16 protein-coding genes are annotated in these 16,699 nt (G+C 55.9%); 7 read left to right on the top strand and 9 right to left on the bottom strand.

Annotated elements, in window-relative coordinates; translation table 11 throughout:
• Nucleotides 1–4: 4 nt before the first annotated feature.
• From ACH2EM_RS04495 to ACH2EM_RS04485, 3 genes are read left to right on the top strand one after another with little or no spacing between them, the layout of a single operon-like run.
• Nucleotides 5–1,339: a 2-hydroxyglutaryl-CoA dehydratase gene (locus ACH2EM_RS04495; RefSeq protein WP_395150919.1), complete on the top strand. Its 1,335-nt coding sequence runs from the start codon at nucleotides 5–7 to the stop codon at nucleotides 1,337–1,339.
• A 24-nt stretch (nucleotides 1,340–1,363) separates the two neighbouring features.
• Nucleotides 1,364–2,356 (top strand): exonuclease domain-containing protein, encoded by a 993-nt coding sequence (locus ACH2EM_RS04490; protein WP_395150917.1) that lies wholly within the window; start codon nucleotides 1,364–1,366, stop codon nucleotides 2,354–2,356.
• Between the two features lie 38 nt (nucleotides 2,357–2,394).
• Nucleotides 2,395–2,934 carry a transporter gene (locus tag ACH2EM_RS04485; protein WP_395150916.1) on the top strand — a complete coding sequence of 180 codons (540 nt, stop codon included), beginning with the start codon at nucleotides 2,395–2,397 and terminating at the stop codon, nucleotides 2,932–2,934.
• A gap of 77 nt (nucleotides 2,935–3,011) precedes the next feature.
• Here ACH2EM_RS04485 and ACH2EM_RS04480 read toward each other — a convergent pair whose 3' ends face one another.
• The 8 genes from ACH2EM_RS04480 to ACH2EM_RS04445 all read right to left on the bottom strand — a co-directional run bounded on the left by ACH2EM_RS04480 (nucleotide 3,012) and on the right by ACH2EM_RS04445 (nucleotide 9,132).
• Entirely contained in the window at nucleotides 3,012–3,614 is a 603-nt protein-coding gene (locus tag ACH2EM_RS04480) for a uridine kinase (protein WP_395150915.1), read from the bottom strand.
• On the bottom strand, nucleotides 3,611–4,150 hold the full coding sequence (locus tag ACH2EM_RS04475; RefSeq protein ID WP_395150914.1) for an ECF transporter S component: 540 nt from the start codon (nucleotides 4,148–4,150) through the stop codon (nucleotides 3,611–3,613). Before ACH2EM_RS04475 ends, ACH2EM_RS04480 begins: the two co-directional genes overlap by 4 nt.
• A gap of 59 nt (nucleotides 4,151–4,209) precedes the next feature.
• Complete coding sequence (locus ACH2EM_RS04470; RefSeq protein WP_395150913.1) at nucleotides 4,210–5,013, bottom strand: metallophosphoesterase; 804 nt, start codon at nucleotides 5,011–5,013, stop codon at nucleotides 4,210–4,212.
• Between the two features lie 168 nt (nucleotides 5,014–5,181).
• Nucleotides 5,182–6,018 (bottom strand): DegV family protein, encoded by an 837-nt coding sequence (locus ACH2EM_RS04465; protein ID WP_395150912.1) that lies wholly within the window; start codon nucleotides 6,016–6,018, stop codon nucleotides 5,182–5,184.
• A gap of 284 nt (nucleotides 6,019–6,302) precedes the next feature.
• A complete protein-coding gene (locus tag ACH2EM_RS04460) occupies nucleotides 6,303–7,226 on the bottom strand; it encodes an NDP-sugar synthase (protein WP_395150911.1) in 924 nt (307 codons plus the stop codon).
• 33 nt (nucleotides 7,227–7,259) lie between these two features.
• Nucleotides 7,260–8,279: a UDP-glucose 4-epimerase GalE gene (galE, locus tag ACH2EM_RS04455; protein ID WP_395150910.1), complete on the bottom strand. Its 1,020-nt coding sequence runs from the start codon at nucleotides 8,277–8,279 to the stop codon at nucleotides 7,260–7,262.
• Between the two features lie 189 nt (nucleotides 8,280–8,468).
• Entirely contained in the window at nucleotides 8,469–8,693 is a 225-nt protein-coding gene (locus ACH2EM_RS04450) for a helix-turn-helix domain-containing protein (RefSeq protein ID WP_395150908.1), read from the bottom strand.
• A gap of 241 nt (nucleotides 8,694–8,934) precedes the next feature.
• Nucleotides 8,935–9,132, bottom strand: coding sequence for a hypothetical protein (locus tag ACH2EM_RS04445; protein ID WP_395150942.1), 198 nt, complete (start codon nucleotides 9,130–9,132; stop codon nucleotides 8,935–8,937).
• A 992-nt stretch (nucleotides 9,133–10,124) separates the two neighbouring features.
• Here ACH2EM_RS04445 and ACH2EM_RS04440 point away from each other — a divergent pair.
• Together ACH2EM_RS04440 and ACH2EM_RS04435 are read left to right on the top strand one after the other, a co-directional pair.
• Nucleotides 10,125–11,114, top strand: coding sequence for a GDSL-type esterase/lipase family protein (locus ACH2EM_RS04440; protein WP_395150907.1), 990 nt, complete (start codon nucleotides 10,125–10,127; stop codon nucleotides 11,112–11,114).
• A gap of 71 nt (nucleotides 11,115–11,185) precedes the next feature.
• Nucleotides 11,186–12,196 carry a GDSL-type esterase/lipase family protein gene (locus ACH2EM_RS04435; RefSeq protein WP_395150905.1) on the top strand — a complete coding sequence of 337 codons (1,011 nt, stop codon included), beginning with the start codon at nucleotides 11,186–11,188 and terminating at the stop codon, nucleotides 12,194–12,196.
• Nucleotides 12,197–12,307: 111 nt separating this feature from the next.
• Here the strand turns inward: ACH2EM_RS04435 and ACH2EM_RS04430 are convergent, their stop codons facing one another.
• A complete protein-coding gene (locus ACH2EM_RS04430) occupies nucleotides 12,308–13,969 on the bottom strand; it encodes a formate--tetrahydrofolate ligase (RefSeq protein ID WP_395150904.1) in 1,662 nt (553 codons plus the stop codon).
• Between the two features lie 283 nt (nucleotides 13,970–14,252).
• On the opposite strand from ACH2EM_RS04430, the gene ACH2EM_RS04425 reads away from it, so the two are divergent.
• Nucleotides 14,253–15,422, top strand: a complete 1,170-nt coding sequence (locus tag ACH2EM_RS04425) for a cysteine desulfurase family protein (RefSeq protein ID WP_395150903.1) — start codon at nucleotides 14,253–14,255, stop codon at nucleotides 15,420–15,422.
• A gap of 42 nt (nucleotides 15,423–15,464) precedes the next feature.
• Nucleotides 15,465–16,682, top strand: coding sequence for a tRNA uracil 4-sulfurtransferase ThiI (gene thiI / locus ACH2EM_RS04420; protein WP_395150902.1), 1,218 nt, complete (start codon nucleotides 15,465–15,467; stop codon nucleotides 16,680–16,682).
• Nucleotides 16,683–16,699: the final 17 nt, after the last annotated feature.

The raw sequence follows: 16,699 nt of genomic DNA, 5'->3' as shown, positions 1-16,699 counted from the left end.
CACCATGGAACAAACCTATCCCCGTTTTACCCCAGAGATGAAATCCACCCACACGATTTTGATTCCCAATATGCTGCCGCTGCATTTTGCTATGATTGCCGCAGCGCTGGAACGGGATGGCTACAAGGTGGAGGTGCTGGGCAACTGCGGCAGCCAGGTGGCACAGCTGGGCCTGCGGTATGTGCACAACGATACCTGCTATCCGGCCCTGCTGGTAATTGGCCAGTTTTTGGATGCCCTGCAAAGCGGCCAGTACGATTTGGACCGCACCGCTCTGCTGATTACCCAAACAGGCGGCGGATGCCGGGCCTCCAACTACATCCATCTGCTGCGCAAAGCCTTGCAGCGGGCGGGGTATGGCCACATTCCGGTGGCCAGTCTGAACTTTTCCGGGCTGGAAAAGGACTCCGGCTTTCGGCTGAGTGTGCCGGTGATGCGCAAGGCGATAGCGGCCGTCTTTTATGGTGACCTGATTATGGCACTGCGCAACCAGGTTTCGCCCTATCAGGTGGAGCCTGGCAAGGCACAGGATCTGGCCCAGAAATGGGTGGATACCATCTGCCAGTGGTTTTTGCAGGATAAGGGCTTTACCGGCCGGGAGATGAAAAAGACCTTTGAGCAGATTGCCCAGGACTTTGCCGCCATCGAGGTGGTTCGCACACCCAAGGTAAAGGTGGGTATTGTGGGTGAGATTTATGTAAAATACTCCCCCTTGGGCAACAACGACCTGGAAGCCTTTTTGGCCAGCCAGGACTGCGAGGTAAACCTGCCCGGCCTGCTGGGATTTGTGTGCTACTGCATCAGCAATATGGGCGATACGGTGCGCTTTTATGGCGGCAATGCAGCCAGCATTTTGGGCAGCGAAGCCATTTTGCATTATCTGGACGGCTTTGAACAGGCCATGTGCCAGGCAATGCGCGAGGCTGGTTTTCATGCACCGGCACGGTTTTTGGAACTGCGCACCATGGCAGACGGCATCATCAGCCGGGGCAACAAGATGGGCGAAGGCTGGCTGCTGACAGCCGAGATGGTGGAGCTGGTTACCAGCGGATACGAAAACATCGTGTGTGCCCAGCCCTTTGGATGCCTGCCCAATCACATCTGCGGCAAAGGCATGATTAGCCGCATTCGGGCAATTTACCCCAATGCAAATATTACCCCCATCGATTACGACCCCAGCGCAACCCCTGTTAACCAGGAAAACCGCATTAAGCTGATGATCAGCGTGGGCAGAGAACGGCTGGAACAGGCCGACAAACCCCTGGCGGATGCCCCGGTGCAGGAGCCTGTGAGTCAGCTTCGGTCCTGGCAGGAGGAAAGTCTGCCAGGTGTACGCTGAACCAAAGAAAGGAATACTGTCGGTATGGCAGAATTGATTGTATTTGATATGGAGTGGAATATGGGCTACCAGCCCAAGCACTTCGATTATAAGGGCACCCAGCAGCTGCTGCGGGGCGAAATCATCCAGATTGGTGCGGTGCGCATGGTGGATGGCCAGCTGAAAGAGCGGTTTTCCATCAATCTCAAGCCCCGTATTTTTCCCAAACTGCACCACCATGTGGCCAAGGTTACCGGTCTGACACAGGCCGACCTGGAAAACGGCGTGCCCATCCGGGAGGGATTGCAGCAGTTTATGGACTGGTGCGGACCGGATGCTGCCCTGGGGGAATGGGGGCAGGACGATGTACCGGTGCTGAAACAAAATCTGGTGCTTTGCGGCCTGCAGGAAGCCTGGCCCCGCCGCTGGTACGATGTACAGCGTATTTTTACCGCCCAGCGTCCCCGGCAGGAAGGGGAGAGCATGACCCTGGAAGCGGTGGTGGAACGGTTGGGTCTGCCCAAGGAGGGTGCTTTTCACGATGCCCTCAGCGATGCGGTGTATACCGCCCAGGTGTGCACCTTTGTGGACCTGGAACAGGGTCTGGAAAGCTACCCCACCGAGGAACAGCAGCTGGCCCAGCTGCTCTGCCCGGCGGATAAAAACCGGCAGGGCCTTACCTACTGGCGTGGCCTGGTGGACGGGGAAGCCTGGCTCACCCCGGATTTACAGGGCGCATTTTGCTCCCAGTGCGGCCAGCCTTTGCAGCTGGACGACCAGGAGGTTTGGCTGCGCAAGGGCAACAATAGCCTGTACAGCATGGGCTGCTGTGCTGAGCATGGCCCGGCCATGATTTGGCTGCGGCGAATGAGGAGTGACGGGCTGAATTATCTGTTTGGCCGCTGTGTGGAACCGGCAGATCAGGGAATGGAGGCCAAGTGGAACAAGGAAAAACGGGCGGCGCTGGAACGAGCTCGCCGTAAAAAGGAACGAGAGGCCGCAGAGGCACTGGAACGAGTGCGGAACGCCGGTCGATGACACCCCCCTGAATTGTGCTAATAAGGAGGACGCCATCCATGCGTAAAAATCGTTTGATTACATTTCGTCAGACCGTAGCCAAGGCAGCCAGCTTTCTGGAAACCATTATAGCAGTGTTAGTGCTGATTTCCACCGTTGCAGCAGGTTTGCGGGTTGGCGTGGAACTGATTGCTATAGCAGTATCGCCTGATTTAAACGATGCTTTTGATATGTTCCTGCGCAATGCATTCAATGTGATTATTGGCATTGAGTTTGTAAAGATGCTGGCTAAGCACAGCCCGGGCAGTGCCATTGAGGTGCTGTTGTTTGCCATTGCCCGCCAGATGGTGGTGGAGCACACCACCCCAGCGGAAAATCTCATTAGCATTGTGGCCATCTTGCTGATCTTTGTTATTCGCAAGTACCTGTTTGTGCCTGCCTTTGGCGCCCATATGCCCGGTGAGGATACCTTTGGTGATGCAGGCCTGAGCTTTGATATGAAGGAAAAAGTTGCCCTGTTCAAGCGTCAGCGGCAAGCCCAGGCCGAGCAGGAAAACAACAGCCAGCAAAGCCAGGAAACTTTCCAAACGGGTGTATAACCGTTTTAAAAAAATTCTATCGCTGCAAGTTAAAAAAAGCCCTGTTTCCGCAAGAAACAGGGCTTTTTTTATTTGTGTCATTCTTGCTGGGCGCAAACCAGATAGTCCACTTGGCGCTCCAGATGGTAGGCGTTTGCATAGGCCTGCTCCAGGGGAATCCACCGGTGGCGGAACTGCTGCCAGCCATCCGGACCATTGCGGGCTAAGATTCGTTTTTGCTGCAAGCTAGGGGAGATGGTGAACAGCACCGAGAGATCCGGCAGCGCACCACAGGCAGGCAAAAGCCCATAGGCGCCTTCCACCAGAATGATGGAACTGGCGGGAATTTCCACCGTTTCGGTGAGGGCCATCTGGCGGCAGTCGAACCGCTGGTAGCAAAAGGCGGTGGGCGTATGAAGCCAGGGAGCCACCTGCTGCCGAAACCGCTCGTAATGCACATTACCGCCGGGCTGGCTCAGCCGCTGGGCGGTGCGCAGCTCCGGCGGCAGAAAAAAGTCATCCATATGTACCACAGGGGCCTTCAGCTGGCGGCTGAGTGCGGCGGCTACGGTGGTTTTGCCAGCGGCGGCAAAGCCGTCCAGCACGACGCACAGTCGCTGCCCGGTGCTTTGCTGCTCTTTGGCCTGGGCAATCAGGGCCGGCAGCTGCTCCAAAGCAATGGATTTGACCGGATGCATCATACACGGGCCCCCAGCCCCACCCGCCTGAGGGCCAGGGTGAGATGGGGAACCAGAAGCAGCTGCATCACAATAGCGGGCACAGCGTTGATGAATGCGCCGGACAGGAAGGCGGCCCAGGTAAAGCCATTGTGACCAATGCCCAGCAAAATCACCTGGGAAATGCCCCACACGGCACGGCCTGCCAGCATGGCCAGAACCAGGGCACCGTACAGGGCGGGAATATCCCCCAGCACCCGGCACAGCAGCTTCCAGAACAGGCCGCAGAAAAAGCCGTAGGCAGCCAGCTCAAAGGCCATGGAAAGGGCGGTGGGATAAAGTACAGGCATACCAAACAGCACGCTGCGCAGCAGGGGAGCAATAAAGCCCAGGGCCAGGCCCATGGGGCCGCCGCATACAAAGCCGCACAGCATAATGGGCAGGTGCATGGGACTGAGCATCTTGCCAATTTGAGGAATCTGACCTGTAACAAAAGGCAGAAATAGGGCCAAAGCCAGGAATAGGCCCCCAAAGGTGATGGATCGGGTGCGTTGCTTCATAGGAACAGCTCCTTTCGCTTAAAATTAAATATACAAACTGTAAAAAAATAAATAAAAGATTACTCGAAAACCACCAGTTCGGGCGGGTTCAGCAACCGGAAGGGGACACCGCTCATGCCAATGCCACGGCTTACAAACAGCTGTGCTTTGCGGCCGGTCTGTGGCTGGTACAGCCCATAAGGGTACATCTTGCCTCCGGGAGGCAGAATCATGGAGGTGAGCACCGGAAGTGTAATCTGCCCGCCATGGCTGTGGCCGGAAAGCATCAGGTCTACCTGCCGAAGGTTCAGGTAGCGTGCCTTATCCGGCATATGGCACAGGCAGACCCGCCAGCCTTCGGTGGGCATCTGGCGCAAGATCTTTCCGTCGGAATAGGGCGCAAGGCCACAGATGGCAATGCCGGGAGCGGGCTGAACAATTTTGTCCCACAGGGGGGTAAAGCCGCCGTGCTCCATCAGCATCCGGTAAAAGGGGGCGGCGCCCTGGCGTACATCATGGTTGCCCCACACAGCATATTTGCCCAAAGAAGCCTGGATGCGGCTTAGCTGCTGGGCAAGCCAGGGGAAGGGGAGCATATGGGCGTCCCGCAGGAACTTAGCAAAAAAATCGCCGCCAAACAGCACCAGCTGGGGCTGCTGGGCATTGATGGCGTCCACCAGATGTTCCAGGTGAGAAGGGTGGTACATGGGGCCCAGATGTGCATCCGAAAAAAACAGGGTGCGTACAGGGGGGCGCTTAGCCAGAGCAGGCCTTTGGATGGTAAGCCCTTCTGGTTCCACAAAATGGGCGTAATAGCCCAGTGCAGCGCCTGCGGCTGCACCGAACGCAGCGGTGCCCAGCAAAGCGGCGGTGTGGTGATTCATGGCAAAAATCCTTTCTTGCGGGCAAAAGGCCCGGCGCAGCTGGAATCGATTCAGGTTTGCACCTGGGAGTAAACAGAATATCTTTGGTATTATAGCATACCCCACGCAAAAAGAAAACCAACCTCCAAGCGGCAGAGCCAGCTTGAAGGTTGGTTTTGTTCCAGGGAATTAATAGCCTACAATCAGGCCGCCCTCCTGGGCGTAAAAGCTGGTCAGGCCGCTGCAGGGCAGAATCAGCACCTGTGCGCCGGGCCATTTCTTTTCGATGCCGCCTTTCAGCAGATTGGCTGCGTTGGCATTCATGCAATGGCTGATGACTGCGGTGCTGCCATGATAGCCCCGCCGGTCCATCTCCTCCAGAATAAAGGCCAGGGTACGGGTTTCGCCACGGGTTTTGTGCAGCATTTCCAGCTTGCCGTCATCGCTGCCGCGGCCCACAAGCCGCATCCCCATTTTGCCGGCCACAAAGCCCACAACACGGTTGAGGCGGCCGTTCTTTACCAGATTGTCAAAGCAGGAAAGGGCGAACAGAACCTGCCGGGGTGCATAGTACACCTCCAGCTCCTGCACCACCTGTTGGAACGGCAGGCCTGCATCAATCAGGCGGGCAGCCTTCAGGATGGCCAGGGTCATCTCGCCGCCGGTGGAAAGGCTATCCATTACATAAATGTTTTTTTCGGGATGATTTTCCAAAACCATGTTTTTGGCAATCAAAGCACTGTTGTAGCTGCCCGAAAGATTGCTGCTCATGGCAATGGCGATGACATTATCCGCCTGCAGGAACTTTTCGGCCCACTCCTCCGGACTGGGGCAGGAGGTGGTGGAGGCACCGTTGTAGTTACGCATGGTTTCCATCATAGTGGAGACATCCAAAGCCTCGTTGTCCACGAACTCCCGGTCACCCACTCGGATTTTAAGGGGGACAGTGGCAAACGGAACATCACCGGCTGCATGAGGCAGATGGCGCAGTTCACAAGAAGAATCGCTAACAATAATCCAAGACATAGTGAGAACACTCCCTTAAGCAGTACACCCAAAAGGGTGATTGATGTAGTATTAAAAACCATATTCCTTTTAAAAATATTATACCCAACCCAAAAAGTTCAGTCAATATCTATTTATATAAGCGGAAAAGCCCGCAGGTGAACCTGCAAACGGGATTTTTGCCAGATGCAAAGCAAAAGTGCCTGCTGAATTTGCGCAAGCTGGCACCATGGCCAAAATTTCCAATGGGGAAAACAAGGGACGATGCAGATGCATCATCCCTTGTAAAAGCGCCAGGCCAGCCCTTAACCCCACAGGGGCGAAGGATACAAGCCGGCATTGGTTTTTTCTGCAATGGCCTGCACCACCAGAGGTTTATCCTCCTGGTAGGTTACGCCGTGCCAGCGGTCGGTGCTGCACAGCACCTTCACACGGGCCTTTTCCTCGGCAATCAGTTCACTCACCACGCTGGGCAGATAGAATTCTGCCTTCATGGGGTTTTCTGCCAGGGCTTTTTCTAAAAAGGCGGGGAACCGGCTGCCAATTTCCCGCACAAAGCTGTGGGTAAAGCCCCACAGGTTCATGGAAACAGGCTGGTCGGCGGGCAGTGTATGCCAGGTGTTTGCCCCGTCCTCGGTGTAGCGGATTCCCTCCGGAGTTTCCTCAATGTGGGTGCGTTCGGTGACAGAGGCAAGGTAGCCTTCTGCATCGGTTACACAAACACCCCGGGAAACCGAGCCGTTTGCCGTAACGGTGTTTTTGAGCAGGTAGCTTACCATGCTGTATTCGTACACCTGGTCATCGGGGTGGCTGCACAGATAGTCGTAAACCACCTGAAAGGCCTGGGGTCCATAGTAATCATCCGCATTGATTACTGCAAAGGGTCCATCAATCACATCCCGTGCGCTCCAGATGGCGTGGCTGGTACCCCAGGGCTTGGTGCGCCCTTCCGGCACCTGAAAGCCTTCGGGCAGGTCCTCCAGCTGCTGGTAAGCATACCGCACATCCATGTGGGGAGCAAGGCGAGCGCCGATGGTGCTTTTGAATGCCTCCTCAATTTCCTTCTTGATGATGAATACAACGGTTTCAAAGCCGGCTTTGCGGGCATCAAACACCGAATAATCCAAAATGGCTTCGCCACAGTGTCCCACCGGGTCAATTTGCTTCAGGCCACCATAGCGGCTGCCCATACCTGCAGCCATTACCACAAGAACAGGTTTTTTTTGCATCTGGCAATACTCCTTACATTCGTTCCGTTAAAATCAATCTTTGTAGCCGTTGGGGTTGCTGCTCTGCCAGTTCCAGCTGTCGGCGCACATCTCCTCGATGCCGTACTCGGCCACCCAGCCCAGCTCCTCTCTGGCCTTGGTGGGGTCTGCATAGCAGGTGGCAATGTCGCCGGGGCGGCGGGGGTCAATTACATAGGGAAGGGTTTTGCCGCAAGCCTTCTCGTAAGCGTGAATCACATCCAGAACGCTGTAACCATGGCCGGTGCCCAGGTTGCAGATGAACAGGCCGGGCTTTTGTTCCAGCTTTTTGATGGCGGCCACATGGCCCCGGGCCAGGTCCACCACATGGATGTAATCCCGCACGCCGGTGCCGTCGGGAGTGGGGTAGTCGTTGCCGAACACATGAACCTTTTCCAGCTTGCCAACGGCTACCTTTGCAATGTAGGGAACCAGGTTGTTGGGAATGCCGTTGGGGTCCTCGCCAATCAGGCCGCTTTTGTGTGCGCCAATGGGGTTGAAGTAACGCAGCAGAGCCACATTCAGCTGGGGGTCGGCAATGCAGCAATCCGAGAGGATGCGTTCGTTGAAAGCCTTGCTGGTGCCATAGGGGTTGGTGGTGGCACCTACAGGAGAGGACTCGGTAATGGGCACAACAGCGGGGTCGCCGTAAACAGTGGCAGAGGAGGAGAATACGATGTTATGCACACCGTGACGGCGCATAGCGTCCAGAACCACCAGAGTGGTTTGTAGGTTGTTGGTGTAGTATTCAATGGGCTTGGCTACGCTTTCGCCAACAGCCTTGTAGGCAGCAAACTGAATGACTGCGTCAATGTCCGGATGATTGGCGAATAATTCCTCCACCTGCTGGGCATTGGTCAGGTCTACTTCGCAAAAACGAAATTCCTTGCCGGTAATCTGGCGGATGCGCTCCACCGCTTTGGGGCAGGAGTTGTAAAAGTTATCGGCCACCACAATGTCATAGCCGGCGTTCAGCAGTTCTACACAGGTGTGGCTGCCGATGTAGCCAGCACCGCCACATACCAAAATTGCCATAGTCCAACACTCCAATCTTAATCTCGTTCCGATAAGGATATTCATAGAATAAACCCGCCGGAACGCAATCTTGCCCTCAGGGAAAAGATTGCACACAGCGGGTTTTCCTACTGTTAGTAACAGTTTACGATAAAATGATAAGTTCGTCAAACAAAACGCAACAAAAGTACAGCAACTGGCATCTATGTATTACAGCGGACGGCTGCGCTGGGTCTGCCGGCGGTACTCGGCAGGGGAAAATCCGGTATAACGGCGGAAACTTTGGCTGAAATAGCTGGAACTGGAAAAACCCATCTGCTGGCTGATTTGGCGGATGGAGATGTTGCTGTTTTCCAAAAGCCGGTTGCTTTCGCCAATTCGCCGGTCCAGCAGGTAGCTGATGGGGCTGCACCCCCATTTCCCGGTTGAACACATGGACCAGGTAATATTTGTTCAGGTTGGCATACTCCGCCAGGTGGTCCAGCGTAATAGGCTCGGTAAAATGCTTATCGATGTACAGCCGCACACGGGCACATTCCCGGGAGCTTTTGTGGGTGCTGGTGGCGGCATGGCTGTGCTGACACAGGCGGGAAATGCGCAGCACAATCAGCTCTGCAAGGTGCTGGCATACCTGGTCAAAATCCACAGGCTGCTGATTGATTTCCAGCAGCAAATCCTAGAGATAGCGGCGCAAGCACAGGGATTCGGGGATGGAAGCCGCGGCCAGATGCACATAGCGGCGTTCCGTGGCAGTAAAAAAGTAAGGGCAGCGCAAATCCAGGGTGATGGCCGAAAGAACCCCCTCGCGGGCTCTTAATCCGTGGTGGCTCATCTGAGGGTTGATGAGCAGCAGGTCACCGTCAGCAAGATTTATGCTGTCTTCTTCAATTTGACAGATACCCTCGCCATTGAAAACATATACAAGCTGGGTCTAGGTGTGGGAATGAGCTTCCCGCTGTAAGCACGAACCGTATTCTACGGCTTGAACCTGCAGCAACTGCACACCAGATAAATTGGATTGATGGTCGTTTTTGCCCTCAAATTGGTGAGAAATCAATAAGGTCACTCCTCTCTGCCGCAGTTAGGATGGATGAAAAAAGCGCAGCATGGAGAAAACGGAGCACAGCACTCGTTGCCTTGAGTGGGCGGTAAGAAGCTTAGCAAAAAAGTAAGCGTTGGTTCCCTCCACAATCTGGCATACAGCAGGTGCCTTGGAATGCACAGATCGGTGCAGTGATGCTAAAATTCAGAAAAAATTTGCTTCTGATACTAATCCGGGCTTTTTTCAAAAGTTATGCAAAAAGTCATAAAGTGAGTAAATTAATACGAACACCCATTGTGAGTATGACTGTTTTTTTTACCAGCCGTCAAGCGTAAATTCCCGAAGTGGAGAAAAATTGCTTGAATTATTGTGAAAGTTGCTTTTTAAAGGAAGAATTAGGAAACTTTCGTATAGCTATGCCAGTGAATTTTGCGGTATTTTTGCCTGCAACAACTAATAGGGTCTAGGCAAAAAAGGGTAACAAATGGGAGCGATTGGTCTGAAAATGTGTTTGCAGTAATCCGTAAAAGCAGGGGGTATAACCGCTGCACACGGCACGGCCTCTTTAAAAACAAGGATGCTTTGGCTGCAATGCAAGAAGTGAAAACGGATAAAACTTTTAAGGCTCTACCATTTTTTCAACGATTCATGGTATAATAGCGGTACCATTCCACAGGCTCTGGCACAGTGTGCCCCACGGAGGGCAGACTGGCAAATTTTGCTGCTTGGGCAGCCAAGCAGCGCACCTGGATGGCCTGTGCTTCGGCGTGCAGAAAAAAAGATCCGCAACGATTTTGGCTCCAGCAAACAGTAAGGAGAAGACTATGCCGACCTATCGTGAATTTAAAGAACAAATCAAGCGCCGCAGGCGTAAACAAATCACTCGCTGCATTGTTTTGGCTGTCACAGGGGTGCTTACTGTGGCGGTCATTACCACCGGCATCTGGCACTTGCGCCAGGTGCAGCCGGTGGATGCAGTGGTATCGGACAGTTCCAGCCAGGCCCATACAGCTGCAACGGCAACCGCTGCCCCCCAACAGTCCCAGCAGGAAAATGCAGTCACATGGGATACGGCGCAGGCACTGGCACGCACCCTGGACGCTACCCGTTACAGCCCGGATTTCCGGATGCTGGCCGTGCCGGAAAATGGCCAGGTGGATATGCGTTATTTTGACCGCACCGCCATTTTGGGCGATAGTGTAAGCCAGGGCTGGACGGTGTTTAACACTTCGGACATGAAAGAGCACGCCTTTATTTGTGCCTACAAGAGTATTGGGCCAAGCCAGGTGGTCAACAATGAAGTGGCAGACCCCGGCGCCGCCACCGGACGGCAGCCAGAACCGATTTTTGATACCATCATCAACAGCAATCCCAAGCGGCTGTACATTCTGCTGGGCACCAACGCCCTGGTGCGCAACGACGAAAACTCCAAGCAGTCCTACCTGGCCTATTACGGTCAGATGCTGGATAAATTCCGCCAGGCTTTGGGCGATGAGGTGGCCATTTATGTGCAGTCGGTCACACCGGTACGGCCGGGGGTAAGTCAGGCAGGTCTGTACAAAGAACGCATCGACCAGGTGAACACCGCCCTGGCCCAGCTGGCGGTGGAAAAGGGCTGTTACTTTATTAATCTGCACGAGGTTCTTGCAGATGAAAACGGTGATTTGAGGGAAGACCTGGCCGCAGCGGATGGAGTACATCTCAACGAAACGGCCTACCCCCTGGTGCGGGATTATCTGGTAAGCCACACCGTTTACAATCCAGAAAACCCCTATCTGGAGGGCAGTCCTTACTATAAGGCCCCCCAGCAATAACCCGGTTTGCCCATTGGGGCAGGGGATGTTAACAAGTATCATTAAGGCCAAAACAGGGAGCAAATACAACCATGGAAAGCAACAATCGACCCGTTGGGCAGACAGCCCGGTTCACCCGGCGGCGGCGCCGCAATCACCTGCGCCGCTGGCTGGCATTTGGCATGAGTGCCCTGGCAGTCATGCTGGTTTCGGCGGTTATTACCTGGGCAATTCAGGCCGTACAGGGCCCTCAGGAGCAGAACGAAACACCCGAGCCGGTAAAACCCGGCATTGCAGGCAGCGTTCTTGCACCGCTGCCGATGGAACACCCGGTGGTGGATACCAATACCACCAGCTTTGCAAGCATCGGCCCGGTGCAGCAGACAGGCGGCTACACCATCAAAACCTTGAGCTACCAGGATATTGCCCAGCAGGAATGCGGGCTGGTGGACAGCACCGTTTACCTGCCGGAGGTTTTGTTTTTAGGCGATAGCGTTACCGAGGGATTGGACCTGTACGAAAGCCCCGCCCTGGGTGTGGCTACGGTGTGTGGTTACCGGGGTGCAGTGCCCGGTGATATTGTGAACCGAAAAAGCATGAATCGCTACCGGAGCGATGACATTGTTGCCACGGAGGTGGCGCTGGATGTGATTGCGCAAAAGCAGCCGAAGGCTGTGTACCTGATGTTTGGTGCAAATGCACTGGCCACAAGTTCCGAAGAAGCGGCAGAAAAAAGCTACCTTGCCTACTATGAGCAGCTGCTTGCGGCGGTTCGGCAGGCAGCAGGGCAGGATGTAAAAATCTATGTCCAATCCATGACGCCGGTGGTGGCAGGGTACAGCAACACCAACCTGAACAACCAGCGCATTCAAGCAATCAACCAGAAATTGGCCCAGATGGCCCTGGCCAACGGCTGCCACTATCTGGATGTGTACAGTGCTCTGGCGGATGAAAGCGGCAACCTGCGGCAGGAATATACCACCGAGGGCCTGCACCTGAACTCGGAAGGCTATAAAGCATGGATTGACTACCTGCTGCGCCATGTGGCATACAGCAGCGATTTAACCTATGTCATGGGCAGCGAGTATTACCGGGCCGGATAAGACTGTTTAAAACTAAAAAAGAAAGCCCCCTGGCTGTGCAGCGCAGTGCTCACAGCCAGGGGGCTTTGTGTATGGGCTGGGTTGGCCAACCCGTAAGGGCAGAAGGTTTTTTTAGAACAAGCCGGTAATGCAGCCGTTTTCGTCCACATCAATGGACTCGGCAGCGGGTTTTTTGGGCAGGCCCGGCATGGTCATGATGCTGCCCATAATAATTACCACAAAACCGGCACCGGCGCACAAACGCACATCCCGTACCGTCATGGTGAAATCTTCCGGCGCAGCCAGCAGCTTTGCATCGTCGCTGAAGGAGTACTGGGTTTTGGCAATGCACACCGGCAGGTGACCGTACCCCATCTGCTGAATCTCTGCCAAAGCCTTGCGGGCAGGTGCACTCCAGGCCACATTCTGCGCCCGGTAGATTTTGCGGGCCACTGCCAGCACCTTTTGTTCCAGTGTGGCCTCGTCCGGGTAGGTGAACTGGAGATGGGGCGCATCCTCCATAATTTCCAGCACGGTGCGGGCCAGCTCGGCACCGCCCTGGCCGCCCTGGGTGTAGACGGGAGCCACTGCACAGGGCACACCCCGCTGGGCGCAGTAGGTTTTCAGGCAGTTCAGCTCGGCGGCGGTATCGGTGGGGAAGGGATTGATGGCAACGCACACCGGCAGGCCAAATTGCTGGATGTTTTCAATGTGGCGGCCCAGGTTGGCACAGCCGCTGATGAGCTGTTCCAGGTTTTCGGTGCCCAGTTCCTCCTTGGGGCAGCCGCCGTGGTGCTTTAAGGCCCGCACCGTGGCAACCAGGACCACGGCATTGGGCACAAGGCCGGTTTTGCGGCACTTGATGTCCAAAAATTTTTCTGCACCCAGGTCGGCACCAAATCCTGCTTCGGTTACCACATAGTCCGCCAGCTTCAGGCTCAGGCGGGTGGCAACGGCGCTGTTGCAGCCGTGGGCAATGTTGGCAAAGGGGCCGCCATGGATGATGGCCGGGTTGTGCTCCAGCGTCTGCACCAGGTTGGGGTTGAAGGCATCCTTCAAAAGGGCGGTCATGGCACCGGCAGCGCCAATTTGGCCCGCAGTCACCGGCTCGCCCCCATAGGTGTAGGCCACAATAATGCGGCTCAGCCGTTCCTTCAGGTCGGCCAGGTCGGTGGCCAGGCAGAAGATGGCCATTACCTCACTGGCCACGGTAATATCAAAACCGTCCTCACGGGGCACACCATTCACCTTGCCCCCAAGGCCATCGGTTACAAAACGCAGCTGGCGGTCATTCATATCCACACAGCGCTTCCAGGTAATGCGCCGGGGGTCAATGTTATGAGGGTTGCCCTGGTATACGCTGTTATCCACCATGGCGGCCAGCAGGTTGTTGGCGGCGCCAATGGCGTGCAGATCGCCGGTGAAGTGCAGATTAATGTCCTCCATGGGCACTACCTGGGCATAGCCGCCGCCGGCAGCGCCGCCCTTCATGCCAAACACAGGGCCCAGGCTGGGCTCCCGCAGGCAGAGCATGGTCTTTTTGCCCAGGGCATTCAGGCCGTCGGCCAGGCCGGTGCTGATGGTGGTTTTGCCCTCGCCGGCAGGGGTGGGGCTGATAGCGGTTACCAAAATCAGTTTGCCGCTGGGGCCTTCCTTGCGGGCCATCCGATGGTCCAGCTTGGCTTTGTATTTGCCATAGGGCTCCAGCTGGTCCGGGTCCAGACCCAGCTTTTGGGCAATCTGCCCAATGGGAAGCAGCTGGGCTTGCTGTGCGATTTGGATATCCGTTTTCATAGTAATGTCCTTCCTTTCTTGCCAGGGTCAAACACTCCTGAAACCTTCAGGGAAAAGGCAGTAAATCGTCCTTTTTTATCCTAACAGAACCGGGCGGCAGTTACAAGCACCAGACCAAAAGTAGCACTTTGCGCCGGCATAAACTGGGGCGTTTATGGTAAAAACAGCCGATTTTTTTGAGGGCGCTTTGGCTATGTTTGGCTGTACGAAGCGGGGGGATTCTGTTATACTATACCATGTATAAGTATCGATGGATTTACTTTATAAAGAAAGCGAACGACTCATGCGAAACAACGAATTGGTTCATTATCTGGACAACGCAGCCACCACCATGGTGGACCCCCAGGTGGCGCAGGCTGTTTACGAGGCACTTACCACCCACTGGGCAAACCCCTCCAGCCTGTACGAACCGGGCCACCAGAGCCGCATCATGCTGGACAAAGCTCGTGCCGCAGTGGCAAAAACCCTGGGAGCCCAGCCGGGGGAAGTGTTTTTTACCGGTTGTGGGTCTGAGAGCAACAACATTGCCATTCTGGGTGCAGCCCTGGCCCGGCGCAGCTGGGCCAATAAGGTGGTCATCAGCGGATTTGAGCACCCCAGTGCCGCCCTGCCTGCCGCCCAGCTGGCCCAGTACGGCTTTACGGTGCAGGTTATCAATCCGGACGAAACCGGCCATCTGGATTTGCAGGCTTTTGCAGATGCTGTGGATAAATCCACCGCGCTGGTTTGCTGTATGCAGGTGAACAACGAGGTGGGCACCCTCACCGATGTAAACCGGCTGGCCCGGCTGGTGAAGGAGAAGAACCCCCGCACCGCCGTCCATGTGGACGGCGTGCAGGCCTGGCTGCGGGTGCCGGTAAGCCTGGAAGGCATCGACAGTTACGCCGTAAGCGGCCACAAGATTCATGCACCCAAGGGCGTGGGGGCCTTGTATCTGCGCCGGGGCTATAACATCCAGCCCCCCTATCTGGGCGGCGGGCAGGAACGGGGCAAGGGCGGCGGCCAGGAGCTGGGCGTGCGGCCGGGCACCGAAAACATCGCCTATGCGGTGGGGCTTGCCAAGGCGGCAGCCATCCTGTACCGCAGCCGGGAGGAGCGCTGGCAGACCCTGCAAGATTTGAACCGGCAGCTGCGGGAGGGTTTGGCCCAGATACCGGAGCTTACCTTCAACAGCCCTCAGGATGCCGTTCCGGAGGTGATGAATGTGAGCACCGGATGCATTAAAAGCGAAACCATGCTGCACTTTTTGGAGCAGCGGCAGGTGTATATCTCCAGCGGTTCCGCCTGTTCCCAGGGGGCGGCCAGCCATACCTTGCAGGCCATGGGACTTTCTGCCCGCAGAGCGGATACCGCCCTGCGCATCAGCCTGTGTGCCGATAATACCCCCCAGGACATCCAGGCACTGCTGGAAGGGCTGCGCAAGGGTCTGGCAACCCTGGCCCGCATTCAGTAAGCGAGTTATTTTACTTTCATTCGACAAGGAGCAAAGGTTATCATGAAAGAGATCATTATGTGTTACCAGGGCGAAATGGCCCTGAAAGGTTTGAATCGTGCCAGCTTTGAGGCGGTGCTCAGCAAGGCCATGCGCTGGCGTGTGAAGGAGCTGGGCGAGTTTCAGGTATACAAGGCCCAGAGCACCATGTATGTGGAGCCCCGGGATGACCGTGCCCAGGCCAACATGGACCTGGCCTATGACCGGGTGAGCAAGGTGTTTGGCCTGGCTGCCCTCAGCCGTGCAGCAGTGTGCGAAAAAACCATGGAGGCCATTAAGGAAACAGCGGTGGAATACCTGGGCGAGCAGCTGCGCCAGGCCCGCACCTTTAAGGTGGAGGCCAAGCGGGCGGACAAGTCCTTCCCCCTCAAAAGCCCGGAATTGAGCCGGGAACTGGGCGGCTATCTGCTGAGCCGGTTCCATCACCTAAAGGTGGATGTGCACAACCCCGACCTGGTGGTAATGGTGGAGGTGCGTGATTACGGCGCCTATGTCCATGGCCCCAAGGTGCCCGGCCCCGGCGGTTTGCCGGTGGGTACCAGTGGCCGTGCCATGACCATGCTCAGCGGCGGCATTGACAGCCCGGTGGCAGCCTGGTATATGGCGCGCCGTGGCCTTGCGCTGCATCACATCCACTTTGCAAGCCCCCCGTATACCAGCCAGGCTGCCCAGGATAAGGTAAAAACCCTGGCAGAGATTATCAGCCCCTACACCGGCAGCTGCGTGCTGTATGTGGTGCCCTACACCCAGCCCCAGGAGTACATCCGGGACCATGCGCCGGATGTGCTGTTCACCGTGCTCATGCGCCGCAGCATGATGCGCATTGCCAACCGCATTGCCAAGGAAATTGATGCCAAGGCACTGGTAACCGGCGAAAGCCTGGCCCAGGTGGCCAGCCAGACCCTGCACGCCCTGGCCTGCACCGACGCTGCCCAGGACCTGCCCATTCTGCGGCCTCTGATTGGCATGGACAAGACCGAAATCACCGCGGTGGCCCGGCGCATTGGCACCTTTGAAACCAGCATTCTGCCCTTTGAGGACTGCTGCACCATCTTTACGCCTTCCCATCCCAAGACCAAGCCCACGCTGGAGGAGATTGAGACGGCGGAAGCCAATATGCCCCAGCTGGCCCAGCTGGAAGAACAGGCTGCCCAGCAGGTGCAGCGCATCCGCATTGACATGAACAAAAAGGACGAGCTGGACCCTCTGGACGAGTTTTAAACCATTTTGCGGTTCTT

It is taken from the genome of uncultured Allofournierella sp. (genome assembly GCA_944382705.1).
GTDB lineage: Bacteria > Bacillota > Clostridia > Oscillospirales > Ruminococcaceae > Allofournierella.
This window is presented reverse-complemented; position numbering and strand designations above follow the sequence as displayed.

Coding starts and splice junctions, on each gene's coding strand:
- ACH2EM_RS04495 (WP_395150919.1), top strand. CDS start 5: ATGGAACAAACCTATCCCCGTTTTACCCCAGAGATGAAATCCACCCAC.
- ACH2EM_RS04490 (WP_395150917.1), top strand. CDS start 1,364: ATGGCAGAATTGATTGTATTTGATATGGAGTGGAATATGGGCTACCAG.
- ACH2EM_RS04485 (WP_395150916.1), top strand. CDS start 2,395: ATGCGTAAAAATCGTTTGATTACATTTCGTCAGACCGTAGCCAAGGCA.
- ACH2EM_RS04480 (WP_395150915.1), bottom strand. CDS start 3,614: ATGATGCATCCGGTCAAATCCATTGCTTTGGAGCAGCTGCCGGCCCTG.
- ACH2EM_RS04475 (WP_395150914.1), bottom strand. CDS start 4,150: ATGAAGCAACGCACCCGATCCATCACCTTTGGGGGCCTATTCCTGGCT.
- ACH2EM_RS04470 (WP_395150913.1), bottom strand. CDS start 5,013: ATGAATCACCACACCGCCGCTTTGCTGGGCACCGCTGCGTTCGGTGCA.
- ACH2EM_RS04465 (WP_395150912.1), bottom strand. CDS start 6,018: ATGTCTTGGATTATTGTTAGCGATTCTTCTTGTGAACTGCGCCATCTG.
- ACH2EM_RS04460 (WP_395150911.1), bottom strand. CDS start 7,226: ATGCAAAAAAAACCTGTTCTTGTGGTAATGGCTGCAGGTATGGGCAGC.
- galE (WP_395150910.1), bottom strand. CDS start 8,279: ATGGCAATTTTGGTATGTGGCGGTGCTGGCTACATCGGCAGCCACACC.
- ACH2EM_RS04450 (WP_395150908.1), bottom strand. CDS start 8,693: ATGTGTTCAACCGGGAAATGGGGGTGCAGCCCCATCAGCTACCTGCTG.
- ACH2EM_RS04440 (WP_395150907.1), top strand. CDS start 10,125: ATGCCGACCTATCGTGAATTTAAAGAACAAATCAAGCGCCGCAGGCGT.
- ACH2EM_RS04435 (WP_395150905.1), top strand. CDS start 11,186: ATGGAAAGCAACAATCGACCCGTTGGGCAGACAGCCCGGTTCACCCGG.
- ACH2EM_RS04430 (WP_395150904.1), bottom strand. CDS start 13,969: ATGAAAACGGATATCCAAATCGCACAGCAAGCCCAGCTGCTTCCCATT.
- ACH2EM_RS04425 (WP_395150903.1), top strand. CDS start 14,253: ATGCGAAACAACGAATTGGTTCATTATCTGGACAACGCAGCCACCACC.
- thiI (WP_395150902.1), top strand. CDS start 15,465: ATGAAAGAGATCATTATGTGTTACCAGGGCGAAATGGCCCTGAAAGGT.